Source organism: Ruegeria sp. YKSD163, from assembly GCF_059612905.1.
Map to the genome: position 1 here is coordinate 37,766 of NZ_JBXWRM010000015.1, position 16,728 is coordinate 54,493.

General features: G+C 59.3%; 19 protein-coding genes. 10 read left to right on the forward strand and 9 right to left on the reverse strand.

The genetic code is table 11. The features are described 5' to 3' along the window. Positions 1-10: 10 nt before the first annotated feature. The 7 genes from AC2FNA_RS18095 to AC2FNA_RS18125 form a co-directional block, all read right to left on the reverse strand. A complete protein-coding gene (locus AC2FNA_RS18095) occupies positions 11-487 on the reverse strand; it encodes a c-type cytochrome (protein ID WP_496828927.1) in 477 nt (158 codons plus the stop codon). Then, positions 484-1,860, reverse strand: coding sequence for a multicopper oxidase family protein (locus tag AC2FNA_RS18100; RefSeq protein ID WP_496828929.1), 1,377 nt, complete (start codon positions 1,858-1,860; stop codon positions 484-486). The genes AC2FNA_RS18095 and AC2FNA_RS18100 overlap by 4 nt, the downstream gene beginning before the upstream one ends. A 152-nt stretch (positions 1,861-2,012) precedes the next feature. Continuing rightward, positions 2,013-2,333 carry a c-type cytochrome gene (locus AC2FNA_RS18105; RefSeq protein WP_496828931.1) on the reverse strand — a complete coding sequence of 107 codons (321 nt, stop codon included), beginning with the start codon at positions 2,331-2,333 and terminating at the stop codon, positions 2,013-2,015. 119 nt (positions 2,334-2,452) lie between these two features. Then, positions 2,453-3,025, reverse strand: a complete 573-nt coding sequence (locus AC2FNA_RS18110; protein ID WP_496828932.1) for a L,D-transpeptidase — start codon at positions 3,023-3,025, stop codon at positions 2,453-2,455. A gap of 121 nt (positions 3,026-3,146) precedes the next feature. Continuing rightward, complete coding sequence (locus AC2FNA_RS18115; RefSeq protein WP_496828934.1) at positions 3,147-4,601, reverse strand: ATP-binding protein; 1,455 nt, start codon at positions 4,599-4,601, stop codon at positions 3,147-3,149. Then, positions 4,598-5,326, reverse strand: coding sequence for a response regulator (locus AC2FNA_RS18120; RefSeq protein ID WP_496828999.1), 729 nt, complete (start codon positions 5,324-5,326; stop codon positions 4,598-4,600). Before AC2FNA_RS18120 ends, AC2FNA_RS18115 begins: the two co-directional genes overlap by 4 nt. A gap of 2 nt (positions 5,327-5,328) precedes the next feature. Then, a complete protein-coding gene (locus AC2FNA_RS18125) occupies positions 5,329-6,636 on the reverse strand; it encodes a sialidase family protein (RefSeq protein ID WP_496828937.1) in 1,308 nt (435 codons plus the stop codon). Positions 6,637-6,753: 117 nt separating this feature from the next. Between AC2FNA_RS18125 and AC2FNA_RS18130 the strand changes: the two genes are divergently transcribed. Genes AC2FNA_RS18130 through AC2FNA_RS18150 form a run of 5 tightly spaced genes read left to right on the forward strand, consistent with a single transcriptional unit; the run spans position 6,754 to position 10,224 of the window. After that, positions 6,754-7,200 (forward strand): DUF6010 family protein, encoded by a 447-nt coding sequence (locus tag AC2FNA_RS18130; protein WP_496828939.1) that lies wholly within the window; start codon positions 6,754-6,756, stop codon positions 7,198-7,200. A gap of 3 nt (positions 7,201-7,203) precedes the next feature. After that, positions 7,204-7,863 (forward strand): TVP38/TMEM64 family protein, encoded by a 660-nt coding sequence (locus AC2FNA_RS18135; protein ID WP_496828941.1) that lies wholly within the window; start codon positions 7,204-7,206, stop codon positions 7,861-7,863. A 1-nt stretch (position 7,864) separates the two neighbouring features. Further along, complete coding sequence (locus AC2FNA_RS18140; RefSeq protein ID WP_496828943.1) at positions 7,865-8,863, forward strand: cation diffusion facilitator family transporter; 999 nt, start codon at positions 7,865-7,867, stop codon at positions 8,861-8,863. Then, the gene (locus tag AC2FNA_RS18145) at positions 8,863-9,771 is read left to right on the forward strand and encodes a sterol desaturase family protein (protein WP_496829001.1); all 909 of its coding nucleotides are present in this window, start codon (positions 8,863-8,865) and stop codon (positions 9,769-9,771) included. The genes AC2FNA_RS18140 and AC2FNA_RS18145 overlap by 1 nt, the downstream gene beginning before the upstream one ends. A gap of 3 nt (positions 9,772-9,774) precedes the next feature. After that, on the forward strand, positions 9,775-10,224 hold the full coding sequence (locus tag AC2FNA_RS18150) for a DUF411 domain-containing protein (protein ID WP_496828945.1): 450 nt from the start codon (positions 9,775-9,777) through the stop codon (positions 10,222-10,224). On the opposite strand, the gene AC2FNA_RS18155 is transcribed toward AC2FNA_RS18150, so the two are convergent. Continuing rightward, entirely contained in the window at positions 10,221-10,784 is a 564-nt protein-coding gene (locus AC2FNA_RS18155; protein ID WP_496828947.1) for a Crp/Fnr family transcriptional regulator, read from the reverse strand. The two genes, AC2FNA_RS18150 and AC2FNA_RS18155, sit on opposite strands and share 4 nt — an antisense overlap. A 76-nt stretch (positions 10,785-10,860) precedes the next feature. On the opposite strand from AC2FNA_RS18155, the gene AC2FNA_RS18160 reads away from it, so the two are divergent. Both AC2FNA_RS18160 and petA read left to right on the forward strand, forming a co-directional pair. Continuing rightward, entirely contained in the window at positions 10,861-11,385 is a 525-nt protein-coding gene (locus AC2FNA_RS18160; RefSeq protein ID WP_496828948.1) for a hypothetical protein, read from the forward strand. Positions 11,386-11,493: 108 nt separating this feature from the next. Next, positions 11,494-12,051: a ubiquinol-cytochrome c reductase iron-sulfur subunit gene (gene petA / locus AC2FNA_RS18165; protein ID WP_496828950.1), complete on the forward strand. Its 558-nt coding sequence runs from the start codon at positions 11,494-11,496 to the stop codon at positions 12,049-12,051. 70 nt (positions 12,052-12,121) lie between these two features. Here petA and AC2FNA_RS18170 read toward each other — a convergent pair whose 3' ends face one another. Beyond that, positions 12,122-13,189: a helix-turn-helix domain-containing protein gene (locus tag AC2FNA_RS18170; protein WP_496828952.1), complete on the reverse strand. Its 1,068-nt coding sequence runs from the start codon at positions 13,187-13,189 to the stop codon at positions 12,122-12,124. A gap of 226 nt (positions 13,190-13,415) precedes the next feature. Here AC2FNA_RS18170 and AC2FNA_RS18175 point away from each other — a divergent pair, with 226 nt between their 5' ends. The 3 genes from AC2FNA_RS18175 to repB all read left to right on the forward strand — a co-directional run bounded on the left by AC2FNA_RS18175 (position 13,416) and on the right by repB (position 16,538). Then, positions 13,416-14,297 carry a recombinase family protein gene (locus AC2FNA_RS18175; protein WP_090525067.1) on the forward strand — a complete coding sequence of 294 codons (882 nt, stop codon included), beginning with the start codon at positions 13,416-13,418 and terminating at the stop codon, positions 14,295-14,297. A 134-nt stretch (positions 14,298-14,431) separates the two neighbouring features. Continuing rightward, positions 14,432-15,625 (forward strand): plasmid partitioning protein RepA, encoded by a 1,194-nt coding sequence (gene repA / locus AC2FNA_RS18180; protein ID WP_090525069.1) that lies wholly within the window; start codon positions 14,432-14,434, stop codon positions 15,623-15,625. Continuing rightward, positions 15,609-16,538 (forward strand): plasmid partitioning protein RepB, encoded by a 930-nt coding sequence (repB, locus tag AC2FNA_RS18185; RefSeq protein WP_090525071.1) that lies wholly within the window; start codon positions 15,609-15,611, stop codon positions 16,536-16,538. Before repA ends, repB begins: the two co-directional genes overlap by 17 nt. Positions 16,539-16,728: the final 190 nt, after the last annotated feature.

Below are 16,728 nucleotides of genomic sequence, written 5' to 3' on the forward strand. Positions count from 1 at the left end.
GGGAGTTCTCCTAGTTCACCGGCACGCCATGGGTGCGCGCGGCTTGCATATCCTGTATTTCCTCGGGCCAGGTCGACTTGATGTATCCGAGGATATTCCAGATTTCCTGGTCGGAAAGTTGGTCGCCGAAACCGGGCATGCCGCTGTCGAACTCCATGCCCTGAGCGGCCATCACCTCTCGGCCCCCAAGCTTTGTGTAGTCGAACAGAACCTGGTCGGCATGATGCCAGGTGTGACCGGTTTCATCATGGGGAGGTGCCGGCAGCCGACCGTCCGCGCCCGGACTCCGCCAGTTGTCCTGACCCTCAAGATTGGCCCCATGGCACGCGGCACAGGTCTCGGCATAAAGCGCTTCGCCGGCCACGAGATCGATGTTTTCCGGCATCACCCCGCTTTGGACATCACCGGCAGACTCGGTCCAGACATAGGCTGCCGCCCCGAGCGCCGCCAGCACACCAATCCCGAGGATGGCAGCCATCGCTCTCATGCCACAGTGACCCATGTCATCATGCCGGACGCCGCGTGTGACAGCATATGGCAATGCAGCAGCCATTTTCCTGGGTTGTCTGCCACGAAGGCAATGTCGCGCACTTCGCCCCGGTCGAGCAGCGTGGTGTCGCGCAGCGCGCCGAGGCTGCCATCGGGTGCGATCTCGTGAAAATGCATGCCATGAAGATGCATGGCATGCGGAAACGATGTGTCATTGGTGATCTTCAGCCGAACGGTTTCGCCACGCGACAACTCCGCCAGTGCTGGACCATCCATGCCCCCCACCGCGCCATTGAAGGCCCAGAAGTTTCCTGTCTCCATCATATCGCGCATCGAAGACATCCGACCGCCCATCATGGCACCGCGCATGCCGCCCATGGCCCCCCCTTCCATCAGCAATGCGATGTCCCTTGCCGATCCCAGATCGGGCATGGCATGGGCATTCGGCGGCAAGGGTTGAGGCGTTCCGCGCCGCGCGCTTGTACCGTCGCCTGTCACCTCGAAGGCCACCTGAGAAAAGGTCTCATCGCGGCTCAATTGCACGATATGGCCCGCGCTGCCGACCTCTGCGGTCACGTCGACGATCAGGTCCACCCGTTGTGCCGACGACAGCAGGAATGAACCTTCCACGGGTTGCGGCACGGCCAGCGGCATCCCGTCCATGGCCACAATCCAGCCTTCGAGCCCCTCCAGCGCAAGTTGGAAAATCCGGGCGTTGGACGCATTGATCAGCCGCAGACGCAGACGCTCATGCCGTTTCACGGTCTTCGCGAGATTGTAGACGCCGTTCGTAGTGATGTAGTTCCCGAGGCGCCCGGCATGGCTGAGGTCATGCATCGCCCCGAATGTATCCGCAATCTGTGCTGTCTCCGGATCGATGCGCCAATCGTCAAGGATCAGGACCTCTTCACGGTCGATATCGATCGGCTCCGGCTCTTCGACGATCAGCGCGCCTTGCAGACCGCGCGCGACCTGCTCGAACGAGCGGTTGTGCGCGTGATACCAGTATGTGCCCGCGTCGGGGACAACGAAATCATAGTCAAAGCTGTCCCCGGGGCGAATGGCCTCTTGCGTCAGACCGGCCACCCCATCCATCGCATTGTCGATGCGGATTCCGTGCCAATGGGTCGATGTCGGATCGGGTAAGTCATTGATGACCCGTCTCTGTACCCGTGCACCTTGCGTAACCCGGATCTCCGGGCCCGGCGCGATACCATCGAACCCCCAGATCTGCGTTCGTCCATATTGCTCGGGCAGAAGTTGGATGCCGGCAACCTGCGCATGCAACTCCTTGTGTCCAGCCGCGTGAACCTTGGGCGTGCCGAGTGCCGCCAGCGCGGTGCTGGACGCGATGAAATGCCTGCGGGTCATTCTCAGGGTCATGGTGATACCTCGGTGCTCGGACAAATCAATGTCCATGATATGGGTTCCATGGCGGTCAGGGCTTTATCGCTCCGAAACGCCCCTAGCGAATGCGCAAGTCCGCCGTTCCAAACCCTTTTTGGTTTTTCTCGCTAACCAATTCAATTGATCCCGTTTGCGCGCTGCAACTCGCGCACGTAGGTCACGATCATCTTGACGTCTCCATCGGTCACACCTTCAACAGGCGGCATGTTTCCGAACCTCCAGTGATGCGCCCGGACGCCATTCTTTGCGGCGATAAGAAAGGCGGCATCCCCGTGGTGACTGGGTTCGTAGATCTTGTGCACAAGCGGGGGTGCCACGCCGTCCTGTCCGGCCGCGTTTGCGCCGTGACAGACTGCACATTTCGCATCGTAGGCCATTTTGCCGATCTCCGCGTTGGCGGACAGCGTTTCCGGTAACGTAACGTCGACGATGGCCATACCGGCGCGGGGTGAGCTGTCGGCTTTGGGCTCTACGACCTTGCCACTTGGCCCTGTCCACCAGAAGCCGACGGCCAGAACCGCAGCTATAATGATTGCGACAACAGTGTAGCGCCCGATCAAATCAACTTGACCTTCGTGCCAACAGGGACGCGCTCGAACACCTCTTCGATGTGCTCATTGTAGAGACCGATGCAACCGTTCGACGACCGTCGTCCAATCTTGCGCGTATCCTGAGTGCCGTGAATACGGTAGTACTGCCAGGACAAGTAGAGCGCGCGCGTCCCGAGAGGGTTAGCAGGATCGCCGCCAGGGATTACGGCGGGCCACTCGGGATTGCGCTCGCGCATGGACGGTGTTGGTGCCCAACTTGGGTTTTCTCGCTTCTCCACAACCTCTGTGTACCCGAGCCGTGTCAAGTCCTCTGACAAGGGAACTGATGTCGGGTAGAGACGCATTTCCCCATCGGCCGTCCAATGCTGAAGAGCTTTTGAGCTAGTATCCGAGATGATCAAGCCGACGCCGAGCGTATCGAAGTGATCCTGCCAGTTGTGGGTCTGAAAGGACGACACATTGCGCTGCACCGGGTCGACTGTCTGAGAGCTGACAAGAGAGGGCGAGAAGAGCATCGTAGCCCCGATCGCACGTGCGAAGCCGCGACGGGTGAAGGAAGATCGGTTTCTTGCCTGCATCGGTCTGCCTCATTTCCATGTCCAACGGATGTGTATCTACTCAAATTCAGGTACTAAAGGAACGCCGCGCGGCGCAGTTTTTTGTAAGGATATGTAACAACGCATCTGTCAGACGACAGCTTCACGCCTTTTTGATCCGTGTTGAAAATCCGCTGTCTAATTCTGTTTCTGTGTGCTCGGCTGTCGGTATCGTTGCGGCCCGGAGCATTGTCATCGGCAAGACGACTCGCGCGCAAAGCCCGCCATCTTTTCGGTTCGAAAGGGTGATGGTACCGCCGTGTTCCAGAACGATGCTGCGCGCGATCGAGAGGCCCAGCCCATGTCCGCCCGTCTCATGAGAGCGCGATTGTTCCAGGCGGAGGAATGGCTGGAACACATCGCGCAAACGGTCTTCGGGGATCCCGGGCCCTTCGTCGTCGACCACGATCTCCAAACTTTCAGCTGACACGCGCCAAGACACCGTCGGGCTGCGCCCGTACCTTTGCGCGTTGTCGATCAGATTGCGCAAAGCCCTGCGCAAAGCATTGGGCTTGATCCGCACCTTCGCGTCCGGTCCCGTTCTCATATCCAGCACACCGTGTGTCCGGTGTTTCATATCGGTCAGGTACTCGGTGATCTCGACCTCCTGCAGGTCCTCGTCCCGTCCTACGCCGCGGGCATAAGCGAGCATGGCCTCCACCATGTCCTGCATTTCGGCGAGCGAAGCCGCAATGCCCCCTTTGGTTTCCGGATCCTCTACCATTTCGGCGTGAACGCGCAGGGCCGTCAGTGGCGATCTTAAATCATGGGCCAATGCGGACAGCATCTGCGTCCGATCTGACACGAAACGGGCCAGCCGGGCCTGCATGTCATTGAAGGCCGTCGTTAGGTTCCGCACCTCTGTCGGTCCGACTGGCGTGAGTGGTTCTTGCCCGCCACCGCGGCCAAACTCCTCCGCGACAGCGGCGAGCTCGTTCAAGGGCCGCGTCAGGCGCGTCAGCAGGAACCAGAACATCGCCAAGAGCAATACCCCTGCCGTCAGTACGAAGGAAAGCGTGGACGCCCAAGACCATTGGATTGGCGGTCGCTCGAAACGGGTGGCGACGTTCAGCCATTGGCCCCCGGCGACGGCAATCGAGACCTCCATCTCGATTGCCGCGAGCGTGCCTTGCATCATCTCGGCGTGCATCTCTGCCATTTCCGGCGAGAGGTTCGGCAGCGGCAGAAGACCCTGTTCGATTTCATGGACTTCGACCCGAATATCACGGCTGTATTCGTCGTTCAGAAGCGCGCGGATTCGGGCTTCCACCGCGCCATCAATATTGTGATTAGTATGAACGACTGCTGGTTGTTCATCGAGATCGAATCGCACGAGTGGTGAATTTGCGGCAACAACTATTTGCTGTTGCAGATCGCCCGGTGCTTCTTCGATAAGGCGTGCGACATTCGCTGCGCGTCCGGCGACCTCACTACCGATCGCTGCCTGAACAGCCAGAGCCCGTTCATCTACGAATAGCCAAAGACCGACGATCTGCGCCACGAACAGGACCGACACCACCAGGAGGGCGATCTGCGATCGGAATCCGAGGCGCATCATCCCTGAACCCACACTTCACTGTTCAGACAATAGCCGCCATTACGCACCGTCGAAATGATCCGAGGTCGAAGCACATCGGCTTCAATTTTTCGGCGCAGCCGCGACACCTGATTGTCGATGGTCCTGTCAAACGGTCCCGCTGTGCGCCCTGCGCTCAACTCCAGCAGCTCATCTCGGCTCATCACTGTTCTTGGATTTCTAAGGAAGACGGCCAGCAGCTTTGCCTCCGCGGTTGTCAACGCGTCGGTCTTTCCATCAGGACGAATGACGTGACCGGCGTCATGATCGAATACGACTCCAGAGAACGTGACCCGCTTGCCCGCAAATCCACCTCCGTGCGGGGTGTATCCAACTCCCGCGCGCCGGAGGATTGCGTTGATCCTTGCAAGTAATTCGCCAGGATTGAATGGTTTGGCGAGATAGTCATCCGCACCCGTGTCGAGACCCTTGATCCGATCATCATCCTCGCCAAGTGCCGTCAACATGAGAATTGGAATACTTTGTTGCTGACGCCGCAACCTTGCACAGGCTGCCAGCCCGTCCTCGCCCGGCATCATGATGTCGAGCACGATCAGATCGAATGTGTCATCCTTCAGTTGCGCATCCATATCGGCAGCACTTTTTACCCCTTTCGCCCGCATTCCGTTTTTCTCTAGGTAGCGTGTCACGGAATGCCGGATCTCGGCATGATCATCGACCACAAGAATGCGTGGTGGGGCCGCCATCATCAATCAAGGCCCATCAAGGTGGCCCGCCGCATCGCAATGCTGTCGCCAGTGCCATCGGGTTGGGTCCACGCGAAGTATATGTCGCGACCAAGCCGAGCCATCTTCGGGAAGTTCATTGATGCACCGCCCGTGTTGATGGCAACTACCTCGCGGGCCAGACAGCCTGTTTCGCTCGTGATTTGGCATACCATGAGCGCCTCGTGGCCCTTGGTCCATTCGACCCAAGAGACCACAGCCATCCCGTTTTCGATCATCTCAACATCCACTCTGCCGACCGGATTGCCCAGATCGATCCGGGCAGGTTCCGCAAAGCTGTGGCCAGCATCGTCGGAGAAGGCCACATGCACCGCAGCGACGTCATCCGCACCGGTGAACCAGGCAACGGCCACACGATCTTCGTGTGTCGAGATTGCTGGTCCATTTACGGGACATCCTGCCAACTCCCAACCATCGTCATGCACTCGAACCGGTGGCTGCCAACCATCCTTCGTCAGCCGAGCGACGGCAATATCCCGGATCTCACCCTCAGTCCGATCGCGGTAGGCTGCGAGGACTTCGCCGTCGCGTGTCGCAGCCATGCTGGTCTGGCAACAGGAGCAGGTTTGCATGTCTATTGCCACATCCCGTCCAAGCCGCGCGTCGCTGCTCAGTGTCGTGGCGCGGAGCTGCATCGCGTCAGGCAAAGCCGCTGCTTTGCCCTTGTGCTTTCCATAGGCTCGACCGTCAAGCCAAACAACGGCCATATTGTCTGAACCGATAGGCAGTAATGATACAAAGCCATGCTGTGAGAATGATCGATCCCCGTGCGGAACCACTGGTTCGCTCCAAGTTTCGCCGTGGTCGTGGGACAGCGCGATTTCAATACGGTAATCATAGCCGGACGCTCCGATTTCACGTAGCCAATGCACGGCAATTGTGTTGTCGGGAAAAACCGCAATGCTTGGGGAGTCGGCCCAATTCACAAAAAGATCAGCGCTCTGATGGACGATGCTCGGTTCGGTCCAGTTGTGATTTGAACCGCTGGACATCATCACTTTTGTTTGACCTTGCTCGTGTTCCATCCAGCTCAAATAGAGCGCACCGTTCTGACTAGTCAGAGATGGTTCGTGCGCACCAGGTGTGGTTACTGCCGTAATTTCTTCGACCCGTTCAAAGAGCCGCACTTCGGTTTGTGCGGTTGCTAAACTCGCACCCGCAGTGAGAAGCGCAGCGAGTAGAGTTCCAAAGAGCACACCGAACCATTTCGCATTTGGGGATCCCTGGAAATAGCTATGGATTCTCTTCGGTATCATCGGTTTATAAATCATGAGGCGCACAATAGATTTATTTTTCGGGAAAGGCCCGCATTTCGTTTGTCGCAATATGTATCAATGATCCAGACATGTCTTGACCTTCCAGTAGCTGGAAGCCCCATTTAACCCAGCATGACAAACACACGACCAGACACACCGGGGCAACATCCCGCCCAATCGGTGCACAAGACCGTGGCGGCACCCGCGTGGATCGGGTTTGCGCTTTTTGTGGTTACAATGCCCGCCCACCTTCTTCTGGAACAGGCAGACTCGCTTGCCCTGGCGGCGGTCTCACTGGCCCTGATCGGCGGGGCCTATATCGGGTTCGGTGCCGCCGATGGCCGTCGCTCCGTGTTCTGGTCCGAGCTCGGCGTCGCCCTTTTTTTCGGGGCGGCGGCCGTGTCGGGCCTTCTCTGGCATTGGGCAGCCCTGCCTCTGGGCCTCGCGCTCCATGCTCTCTGGGATTTGGCCCATCACAATGCGGGGCCCCTCGCGCGGGTCCCGCAATGGTACATCCCGTTTTGCGTTGTCTTCGACCTGATGGCGGCAGCCTTTCTTGTGCTGCTTTATACGAGGTAGGCCATGGTGCGTCTCGTCATACTCGCCATTCTGGGGCTCTTGATTCTCGTCCTGGCGCGTCCGGATCTTGCGGGCCTCGATATCGATCTGCCGGAGCGCGACGACCTGCGCCTTTGGATTGATGCGGCTGGTCTTCTTGGTCCGGTTCTGGTCGTGGCGCTGATGACGCTAGCGATCGTGGCCAGCCCCCTGCCCTCAGCGCCGATCGCGCTGGCTGCCGGGGCCGCTTATGGTCACACCTACGGAACACTACTCGTCGTGCTCGGCGCAGAGATCGGCGCGCTTGCCGCGTTTCTGCTCGCGCGCGGGCTGGGGCGCCCTTTCGTGGAACGCCATGTCGGCGAGACGATCGGACGTGGACTTCTGGGGTCACAGAATACACTGACGGTTCTGGTGTTCGGAAGCCGACTGCTGCCGTTCCTGTCCTTCGACATGGTCAGCTACGCGGCGGGGTTGAGTGCCCTGCACCTTTGGCGGTTTGCCCTTGCGACGCTCGCCGGGATCATTCCGGCCAGCTTCTTGCTGGCCCATCTCGGCAGCGAGGCCATGAACGGGGACGTGCAAACCGCTACCTGGACGGCGCTGGCGCTTGGCGCATTTACCGCCCTTTCCGTCCTCTTTGCGGTCTGGCGCGACCGCCGCACTCCAAAGAAGGAAATCTGACATGGCCACTCATTCACACGCGGGACATATGCCGTCGTCGGGAAAAGCTCTGGTCATATCCGCCTGGTTGACCGGCATATACTTCGTGATCGAACTGGCCGTCGGGCTCTGGACCGGCTCGATCGCAGTGCTGTCGGATGCGTTTCACACGTTGTCCGCCGTCGGGGGCGTGCTCGTCGCCATCATCGCGCAGCGGATCGCGCGCCGCCCGGCGGATATGGCGCGCAGTTACGGGTGGTATCGCGCCGAGATCATTGGCGCGCTTGTGAATGGCGGCTTTCTTCTCGGCATGGCGCTTCTGGTGATCTGGATGGGGGCGATGCGGCTCGGAAATCCGATCCATCTGCCCACGGGACCGATGCTCTGGGTGGCCTTCGGCGGGTTGGTCACCGAAGTGATCTCGCTCGGCCTGATGTGGAAATCCAGCCAGGATGATCTGAATGCCCGCGGAGCGCTCTGGCACATCATCCAGACCTTTGTCGGCAGCCTGTTGATCATCGTGACCGCGCTTGTCATCGAGTTCACCGGCTTTCTGGCGATCGACCCGATCCTTGGTATGGCCTTCGGGGTCGTGCTCCTCTGGGCCTCTGTTGGGGTCATCCGCGAGGCGGTGCATATTCTGTTGGAAGGAACCCCTGAGGATACTGATCTCGAGGCCGTGACCGCTGATCTGCGCGCGCAGGACGGCGTTCTCGATGTTCACCATGTCCACGCATGGACCCTGACCAGCGGCAAGCATGCCTTCTCGGCCCATCTCCGCCATGCCAAGCCCGCCAATGCGGCACGCATCCTTGAGACCGTCTATGCGCGCCTCACCAAGCATCACGGGTTTCACATGGTGACTCTGCAGCTTGAAACGGATTGCCTCGATGAGCGCCACGCACAGGATCTGGATGTGACGTGGTCGCAACCGGGTGGTTCTGATGGTGCAAAGGGTTCATCATCGGATGTGCACGCCCACGAAAACATCGAATCGACAATGCATGAGAAAAACGAGTGATTGACGCCATTCTCAACGCGGAACCTGAACTTCGACTGGCCGCCTTCCTCAGCGTGCTGGCCATCATGGCGCTATGGGAAATCGCCGCTCCCCGCCGTCGGCGTGACATTCCGCGCGTCATCCGATGGACGAACAATCTTGCGCTTGTCGTGATCGATACGGCAATCCTGCGACTGACCTTTCCCATTCTGGCAGTAGGCCTCGCCGTCATCGCCGAAGACCGAGGCTGGGGTTTGTTCAACACCTTGGAGGTCCCCGTCTGGGCGGCAGTGCTCGTGTCAATGCTTCTGCTTGATATCGCGATCTACCTGCAGCATGTCATGTTTCACGCCATTCCTGCGCTCTGGCGCCTGCACCGCATGCATCATGCGGACCTCGAATTTGATGCAACGACCGGCCTGCGCTTTCATCCAATCGAGATCCTGATCTCGATGGTGATCAAGCTCGCGGTTGTCGCGGCCCTGGGACCCCCGGCCGTCGCGGTTTTGTTGTTCGAGGTGATCCTGAACGCCACGGCCCTGTTCAACCACGCCAATATCAGTCTGCCGCCGTCCGTCGACCGCTGGCTGAGGTGGATTGTCGTCACCCCCGATATGCACCGCGTCCACCACTCGGTCGATCCGCGGGAAACGAACTCGAATTACGGGTTCAACCTGCCCTGGTGGGATCGACTTCTCGGGACCTACGTCGAGCAACCTGCGAAGGGACACACCGGCATGGATATCGGTATTGAGCAATTTCGGACGACGCGAGATTTGTGGATCGACAGAATGCTGGTTCAGCCGATCCGGGGACCCGCAAGCGGATATGCGCTCGATATGTCCGGGTATAGCAAACCGCAGTCCGAACAGGCGCTCGGCTCCCAGTCCGATAAGACCAATATTCCAGAAACCGAAGAAAAGGATTGATGAATGAAACGACGTAGTTTCCTGCTGACCGGTGCTGCCGCGACGCTCGCGCTCCCGGCCATGGCCGATGCCGAACCAATCCTCAAGGTTGTCAAAACCCCGACCTGCGGATGCTGCACGGCCTGGGTTGATCATGTCCGGCAAGCCGGGTTTCAGGTCGAGGCCCAGGATGTCGATCAGGACGCCCTCAATGCGCTGAAAAATGGGCTTCAGATCGCGCCGGAACTGGCCGGGTGCCACACCGCCGTGGTGGGCGATTACTTCATTGAGGGCCATGTGCCGGCAGAAGACATCGCCCGGCTTCTCTCAGAGCAACCGGCGGCGCGCGGGCTGAGCGTGCCAGGTATGCCGATGAGTTCCCCCGGCATGGGCGGTCCCGGTGCCGGCGATACGTTTGATACGCTGCTTGTCGGGACCGATGGCGCGACATCGGTCTTTGCCAGTCATAGCTAGGCCAATCGGTAGGTTCCGCGGGATGGGTTCTTGACCCGACCCGCTTCGACAAGCGCCCGCAGCGCACGGTAGGTCGCCTCATGCGTCAGCTGGAGGCGCGCGGCAAAGTCGATGACGGTGCCATCCAGAAGACCCGCAACGATCCCCGCCATCACCCGATCCTCGGCGCGTCGGATGCCGACAATTTCCATGATCTGCCGGTGCGCCTGAACCTGTTGGGCCGCCTGGCGTCCATAGGCCCGCGCAAAGTCCGGGTTCGCGAAGCCGGCTAGAACCGCGGATTTGTCGATCCGGATCAACGCACCTGCATCCATCACGATGGCATCGCAATGATAGCGCTCCGAAAAGACCGAGGCTTCGGCAAAGCTGGTCCCGGATGTCGCCCGGTGAATGATGAGCCGCTCGCCATTCGGACCCACCCGCTCGAGATGTACACGCCCGGTTATCAGCACATAGAGGCCTCGGGTCCGTGCACCCTGTCGAAAGAGAACGTCGCCAGCCGCAATTGTTTGCGACTGACGCGCAGTTGTCGGGAAAAGGTCGTAGGGCTCTGGCAGCATATGATTGAAATCATATTCCAGAGCAGGCCTGCGTGCTACGAAAAACGGGTATCGTGCCGTTCAAAAGGATCCCGCCATGCGCCTTGTTGCTCTTCTGCTTGCCCTGTCATTGTCTGGACCCGTCGCGGCCCAGCACAACCATTCCGCGACCGGGCATGCGATGCCGGGTCCCCAGGAAACCGGGCAATCGGCCTTTGCTGCCATGGCCGAGATCGTGGCGCTCCTACGCGCCGATCCCGCTACCGATTGGGCAAATGTCGATATCGCGGCCCTGAGGCGACATCTGGTGGACATGGAGCTTGTGACGATGGAGGCCGAGGTTACCCGCAGTGTGCGGCCCGCCGGTATCCGGTTCGAAATCCGCGGAGCACCGCGCGTTCTCGAGGCCATTCGCGCCATGGTGCCTGCCCATGCGCCGTTCCTGGCTGCCGAGACGGGTTGGGAGGTCACGACAGAGGATCTCGGGGACGGTGTTGCCCTGCTCGTCGATGGCGATACTGACCAGATACAGGGTCTTGGGTTCTTCGGTCTGATGACCATCGGCGCGCATCACCAGGAGCATCATCTCATGATGGCAAAAGGCGCACCACCCCACCATTGAGCCGATGATAGGCCACAGTTTCCCTCCGCCAGGCACCGGGTTGCAGACAAAACATTACAAAACCCGCGTTGACGTTCCGGGGCGGGAAGGTTGCACACTCGCTGTGCTATGGATGCCACCGACAACACTGAACGCAGGGATTTCCTGTATTATGCCACTGCTGGCGCGGGCGTGGTCGCGTCCGGTGCGGCGCTCTGGCCGCTGATCAATCAAATGAACCCCTCGGCGGATGTGCGCGCCCTGGCGACTATCTCGGTGGATATCTCCGGGCTCGCAGAAGGCACGCAACTGACCGTCAATTGGCGCGGAAAACCCGTCTTCATCCGCCACCGGACGCAGGCGGAGATGGCCCAGGCGCGTGAACAGGCGGTCTCCGCGTTGCCGGACACCGATGCGCGCAATCCCAATCTTCCCGGCGTGGCCACAGCGCAGGACGAGAACCGCGCCATTCCGGGCCATGACGCCTATCTGGTGATGATCGGTGTCTGCACGCATTTGGGATGTGTCCCGCTTGGTGATGGCGCGGGCGATTTCGGGGGCTGGTTCTGTCCCTGCCACGGGTCACATTACGATACCGCGGGACGTATTCGCAAAGGGCCTGCGCCGGAGAACCTGCACATTCCACCTCTGGCCTTGTCCGACAACATGGTGCTGACGCTCGGGTGACGCACTTCAATGGCTGACCATGTACTTACCGCCTGAATTCAGAGAATAATTCAAATGGTTGCCGATAAGCTTAGTGTGCAATGCACCACATGCGATATCGCCCGTGCCCCGTCACCTCGCGGATCAAACCGCTTGCCTCCATCCACGCCAGATTTCGCTGAATAGCGGCGCGACTCGCTCTGGTCATGGCCTCAGCCATTGGGGCGGAGACCAGAGGCCACTCCGTGAGAACCTTTCGCAAGGCGGCTGGCGTCCGACCAGACAGTTGCTCCATGACGTTTTCTGCCCGCCCGGTCCACCCTTCAATATCATCAAGTGTTCGCATCGCCGTCAGAATTGCGCTGTTCATCCCATCCAGCCAGCGGGGCAAGCGTTCGGCTGGCGAACCCGAAACACGCAGCCCCCCTGCCCCGCCCATGGCGAGCGGCGCGAAGATGGCGCCGCTTCCATCGCTCGCGGCAATCCTGGACGCGGTGACGGCGGCTTCGATCTGGTCGCCGTGCTGTCCGAGGCCCGCCAGACTCCAGAGATAAAAACCCATGCAAGCCCTGGTGATCGGGTGGAGATCGGTTGCGGCTGTCATGACCTCCAGCCATCCGCCTGCCCTATCTTCAAAGCGCTCGGCGCTGTCTTCGATGTTCTCGGGATCGCAGCGATCCAGGAAGGCGGCCAAGTCAGCCTTCGGTCCGGGACCGCCTGTCAGGCGCCGAACAGCCCATCCAACTCTTGCCAGGGCATTTGGGTCATCCTGTGCACCTGACAGCCGCATCGATATCCAGAGCGCCAGACGATCAGAACTCACCCGATCCCCTGCGAACCAGCTAAGGTCCGCTGCCTCGATAAGAGCGAGGCGATGCCGCCAGCCTTCCGGGCCGCGCAGCAGCCGGTCATTCAGAGCACCCAAGCGTCCAGCGACCCGTGCCAGTCGCGCAGCGTGAACGCTTTCTGCCTTTGCCCAGTCTTCGGTGACAGCAGTGTCGGGCGGCTCTGCCCGTGGCCCGGGAGGCAAATCATCTCGTTCTTCCTCGAGTGGCCCAGGCAAGAACCAGAGATCGTCTTCATGAGCCTCTTCAACCTCCTCCAAAGTGCTGAGGGGGTCACCAAAAACATCACTCAAAATAGAGGCTTGCATCTTCATATGTGCAAAATACTGTGCTTTTGCACATTTCCCAAGCGTTTTTGTAGCCGTTGCTTGTGCCCCTTTTATAGTACGCGCATGCGACTGTCGGCGAAACCTCCCAGATCGCGCTCAGCGCAAGGAAACCAAGGCATTGTACGCCAGAACGACGAGAGAACACTTGCTTGCATTCGTTAATAAACGGTCGTTTATTAGTGATACATAAAATTGCAAACGGCCAGATTTCATGCCCCTGATAGGCTATGCCCGCGTTTCCACAGAGGATCAGACCCCCCTGCCCCAGTCCGAGGCGCTGCAATCGGCGGGCTGTGCCGAGATCTTTGAAGAGCACGCCTCAGGCGGCAATCGCGCGCGTCCTGTGCTCACGCGGGTGCTCGAACGCGTCCAGAGCGGCGATACGCTGGTCGTCGTGCGGATCGACCGGCTTGCGCGGTCTCTGTCGCACTTACTGGAGGTGATCGAGCGTCTGGAGGCCAAGGGAGCTTTCTTCCGCTCGCTGCAGGACCCCATCGACACCGCCTCCCCTCAAGGAAAATTCACATTGCAGGTTCTGGGCGCCGCGGCGGAGTTCGAACGCGCGCTGATACGTGAGCGCACGAAGGCCGGGCTTGTCTCTGCGCGCGCCAAGGGCCGCGTTGGTGGCAATCCTGGGCTTCGCACCAAAGACCCCGCCGCGCTGCGCAAGGTGTGGCTGGCACGACAGGACGGCTACATGGAGCGCCTGAACGAAACCGCGCAGGATTGGGTGCCCCACGTGCGACGCCTGCGGCCGGATATGGCCTGGGAAGATGTTTTGCGAATCATTAATGGCCCCCTGCCCCACGACCGGCACTGGACCCAAAGCCGCCTACTCCGTGCTGTGAAAGCCTATGTCCGCGACGGGTTTCTACCAGATGCTGTGCTTGGCCGCGCCGGACGCCGCGAAACCGATGACCGCCTGCCGGCTATCGTGGCTGCCATCAAAGGCTCGGACCCCGAAATAACACTGCAGGCGATCTGCGACCGGCTGGAATCGATGCGTGAGCGCACCCCTCGAGGGCGCACCAGCTGGCAGCCGTCTTCGGTCAAAATGCTGCTTGAGCGTGCGGAAAAGTTGGGGCTCCTCTGAACACGACACTTGTGTTGGCCTAACAGATTGCCACTAAATCTAGAAAGTGCTTGCACGAATCTGGCTGCTCGGGCAATAGTCTCGAAAAATAACGCGCGGTCACATAAAAAACGCGCCCACGGATCGGGGCAGACATGAGCGAAGCAGAACAGGATCTAGATATCGCCATCGGGCACTACGCGGAACTTCTCGCGTCGAACCTGCATGCTCAGCGCGCTGCACACTTCCCACCAGATGCAAAGAAGGAGATGCGCACTTTGACCAGCGGCGAAGCTGCTGAGCTCCTTGGCGTCGACCATACCTATCTTCGGAAGCTTCATCGAGAAGGAAAGATCGTTGACGTCGAGACGACGGCTGGAAGTCATCGCCGCTATACGCTCGACGATATCTGGGAAATCCGACAGACGCTTGAAGGAAACGCAAAAAAGTCTGGAACTTACGTGCCTGGACGTCGCGACGGTGACGAGCTTCAAGTCATTTCAGTGGTGAACTTCAAGGGCGGGTCCGGCAAAACGACGACGTCTGCTCACCTCGCTCAGCGCTTGGCGCTCAAGGGGTACAGGGTTCTTGCGATCGATCTCGACCCCCAAGCATCTCTTTCGGCTCTTCACGGAATCCAGCCAGAACTCGACCTCATGGAGGGCGGAACCCTCTATGATGCCGTTCGCTATGACGATCCGGTTCCGATCGCCGAAGTGATCCGCAAGACCTACATCCGCGGCCTTGATCTTATCCCGGGCAACCTTGAACTCATGGAGTTCGAGCACGAGACGCCTGCTGCGATCCAGCGAGGCGGAGCGAAGGCGTTCTTCGCGAGAGTTCATGACGCACTCGATAGTGTTGAAGCGAACTACGACGTTGTTGTGATCGACTGTCCGCCGCAACTTGGTTTCTTGACAATGTCAGCACTTTCCGCGTCCTCGGGTGTGCTCGTGACGGTTCACCCGCAGATGCTTGACCTTATGTCGATGTCCCAATTCCTGCGAATGACTGCGGATCTCCTTGGAGTAATCAGGGATGCAGGCGCAAATCTGCGCTTCGATTGGCTTCGCTTCTTGCCAACGCGATACAAAGTCGGCGACGCGCCACAGACCGAAGTCATCGCCTTCATTCGCGGGCTCTTTGGGAGGTCGGTCCTGACCAATCACATGGTTGAGTCGACCGCAATTTCTGATGCCGGCTTGACCAAGCAAACGCTCTACGAAGCTGACAAGAAGGACTTCACGCGTCAGACGTTTGATCGTGCGATCGAATCTATGAACGCAGTGAACGATGAGATCGCTGAAATCATCCAGAACACATGGGGGCGGAATGGCAAGAAAGCCTAAACTTGGCCTGCCGCTGCAGACCCTTCGCAACGCTCCTGACGCTCTTGAAGGGCGCCGACTGCGTGGCGGTGTTTTTGAGATCGATCCGGTGCAGATTGTTACCGAAGGACGGTTGGATGACAGGCTTCAGATTGAAGTTGAGGGCCTGAAGAACTCTATTTCCAAGAACGGTCAGCGTGTGCCTGTCTTGGTCCGCCCACTGGAAGGCGATCGCTACAACCTGATCTATGGCCGCAGACGCTTGGAAGCATGTCGCGAACTCGGTATCAAAGTTCGAGCCATCGTCACAGAGGTTGAAGGTGATCAAGCGCTTCGAGATCAGCTTCTCGAGAACCAAGAGCGTCGTGATCTGAGCTTTATTGAACGTGCGCTTGTAGCGACGGCGCTTCTAGACGGCGACCATTTGGAAGGGGCTGAGCGCACCAATCGTGGTGTCGCCGAAGTCCTTAACCTCCACGAAGCTGGGGTTTCACAGCTCTTGAGTGTCGTTCGGACGGTCGGCGAGGATCTCATCCAGGCAATTGGTGCAGCTCCTGGGATTGGTCGCCCGAGATGGGAAGAGCTCAAAAAGGCTTTGGGTGCCTACGACGGTGATCGGGACCAACTGCTAGCCATAGCTCATGCAGCCAAGTCCGGAAGTTCCGGCTCGGCCGATGAGGTTTCTGAGCGTGCGTTTCTCGCAGTTCTGGCAGCTGCGAAGAGCGCAGAGAAGAAAGCAAGCCCGTCTAGAAAGGGTGTGCCTGCTTTGGCGATCCCCGGTGTTGGAGCTGCGACGGTCAAGACTAGCCGCCAAGGCAAGCAGCTCAAACTTGATCTAACTACGGATGAACCTGATTTTATCAGCTGGTTGGAGGGCAACGCCCCAAAGCTGATTACCGAGCTTCATGAGCGCTGGAAGCGTTCAGGAGACTGAGGAAGAGCAACCAACAAGAAGGAGGCACGATACAGGCAAAAAGAAAAAGGCCCCGAGAAGCTAGCTTCACGAGACCTTTGTAAGGTTTCGCACCGGGATCAGCCCGCTACAAAATCTCAGTTTTCGCACTTCTGAATGTAGCGTTCTGGCCCCTACCCCGCAAGCGCAAAGCGATTCGCGGGCCCTAGAA

Excerpts from the sequence above, each read along its gene's own strand:
- AC2FNA_RS18095 (WP_496828927.1), bottom strand. The coding sequence starts at position 487 with ATGAGAGCGATGGCTGCCATCCTCGGGATTGGTGTGCTGGCGGCGCTC.
- AC2FNA_RS18100 (WP_496828929.1), bottom strand. The coding sequence starts at position 1,860 with ATGACCCGCAGGCATTTCATCGCGTCCAGCACCGCGCTGGCGGCACTC.
- AC2FNA_RS18105 (WP_496828931.1), bottom strand. The coding sequence starts at position 2,333 with ATGGCCATCGTCGACGTTACGTTACCGGAAACGCTGTCCGCCAACGCG.
- AC2FNA_RS18110 (WP_496828932.1), bottom strand. The coding sequence starts at position 3,025 with ATGCAGGCAAGAAACCGATCTTCCTTCACCCGTCGCGGCTTCGCACGT.
- AC2FNA_RS18115 (WP_496828934.1), bottom strand. The coding sequence starts at position 4,601 with ATGATGCGCCTCGGATTCCGATCGCAGATCGCCCTCCTGGTGGTGTCG.
- AC2FNA_RS18120 (WP_496828999.1), bottom strand. The coding sequence starts at position 5,326 with ATGGCGGCCCCACCACGCATTCTTGTGGTCGATGATCATGCCGAGATC.
- AC2FNA_RS18125 (WP_496828937.1), bottom strand. The coding sequence starts at position 6,636 with ATGATTTATAAACCGATGATACCGAAGAGAATCCATAGCTATTTCCAG.
- AC2FNA_RS18130 (WP_496828939.1), top strand. The coding sequence starts at position 6,754 with ATGACAAACACACGACCAGACACACCGGGGCAACATCCCGCCCAATCG.
- AC2FNA_RS18135 (WP_496828941.1), top strand. The coding sequence starts at position 7,204 with ATGGTGCGTCTCGTCATACTCGCCATTCTGGGGCTCTTGATTCTCGTC.
- AC2FNA_RS18140 (WP_496828943.1), top strand. The coding sequence starts at position 7,865 with ATGGCCACTCATTCACACGCGGGACATATGCCGTCGTCGGGAAAAGCT.
- AC2FNA_RS18150 (WP_496828945.1), top strand. The coding sequence starts at position 9,775 with ATGAAACGACGTAGTTTCCTGCTGACCGGTGCTGCCGCGACGCTCGCG.
- AC2FNA_RS18155 (WP_496828947.1), bottom strand. The coding sequence starts at position 10,784 with ATGCTGCCAGAGCCCTACGACCTTTTCCCGACAACTGCGCGTCAGTCG.
- AC2FNA_RS18160 (WP_496828948.1), top strand. The coding sequence starts at position 10,861 with ATGCGCCTTGTTGCTCTTCTGCTTGCCCTGTCATTGTCTGGACCCGTC.
- petA (WP_496828950.1), top strand. The coding sequence starts at position 11,494 with ATGGATGCCACCGACAACACTGAACGCAGGGATTTCCTGTATTATGCC.
- AC2FNA_RS18170 (WP_496828952.1), bottom strand. The coding sequence starts at position 13,189 with ATGAAGATGCAAGCCTCTATTTTGAGTGATGTTTTTGGTGACCCCCTC.
- AC2FNA_RS18175 (WP_090525067.1), top strand. The coding sequence starts at position 13,416 with ATGCCCCTGATAGGCTATGCCCGCGTTTCCACAGAGGATCAGACCCCC.
- repA (WP_090525069.1), top strand. The coding sequence starts at position 14,432 with ATGAGCGAAGCAGAACAGGATCTAGATATCGCCATCGGGCACTACGCG.
- repB (WP_090525071.1), top strand. The coding sequence starts at position 15,609 with ATGGCAAGAAAGCCTAAACTTGGCCTGCCGCTGCAGACCCTTCGCAAC.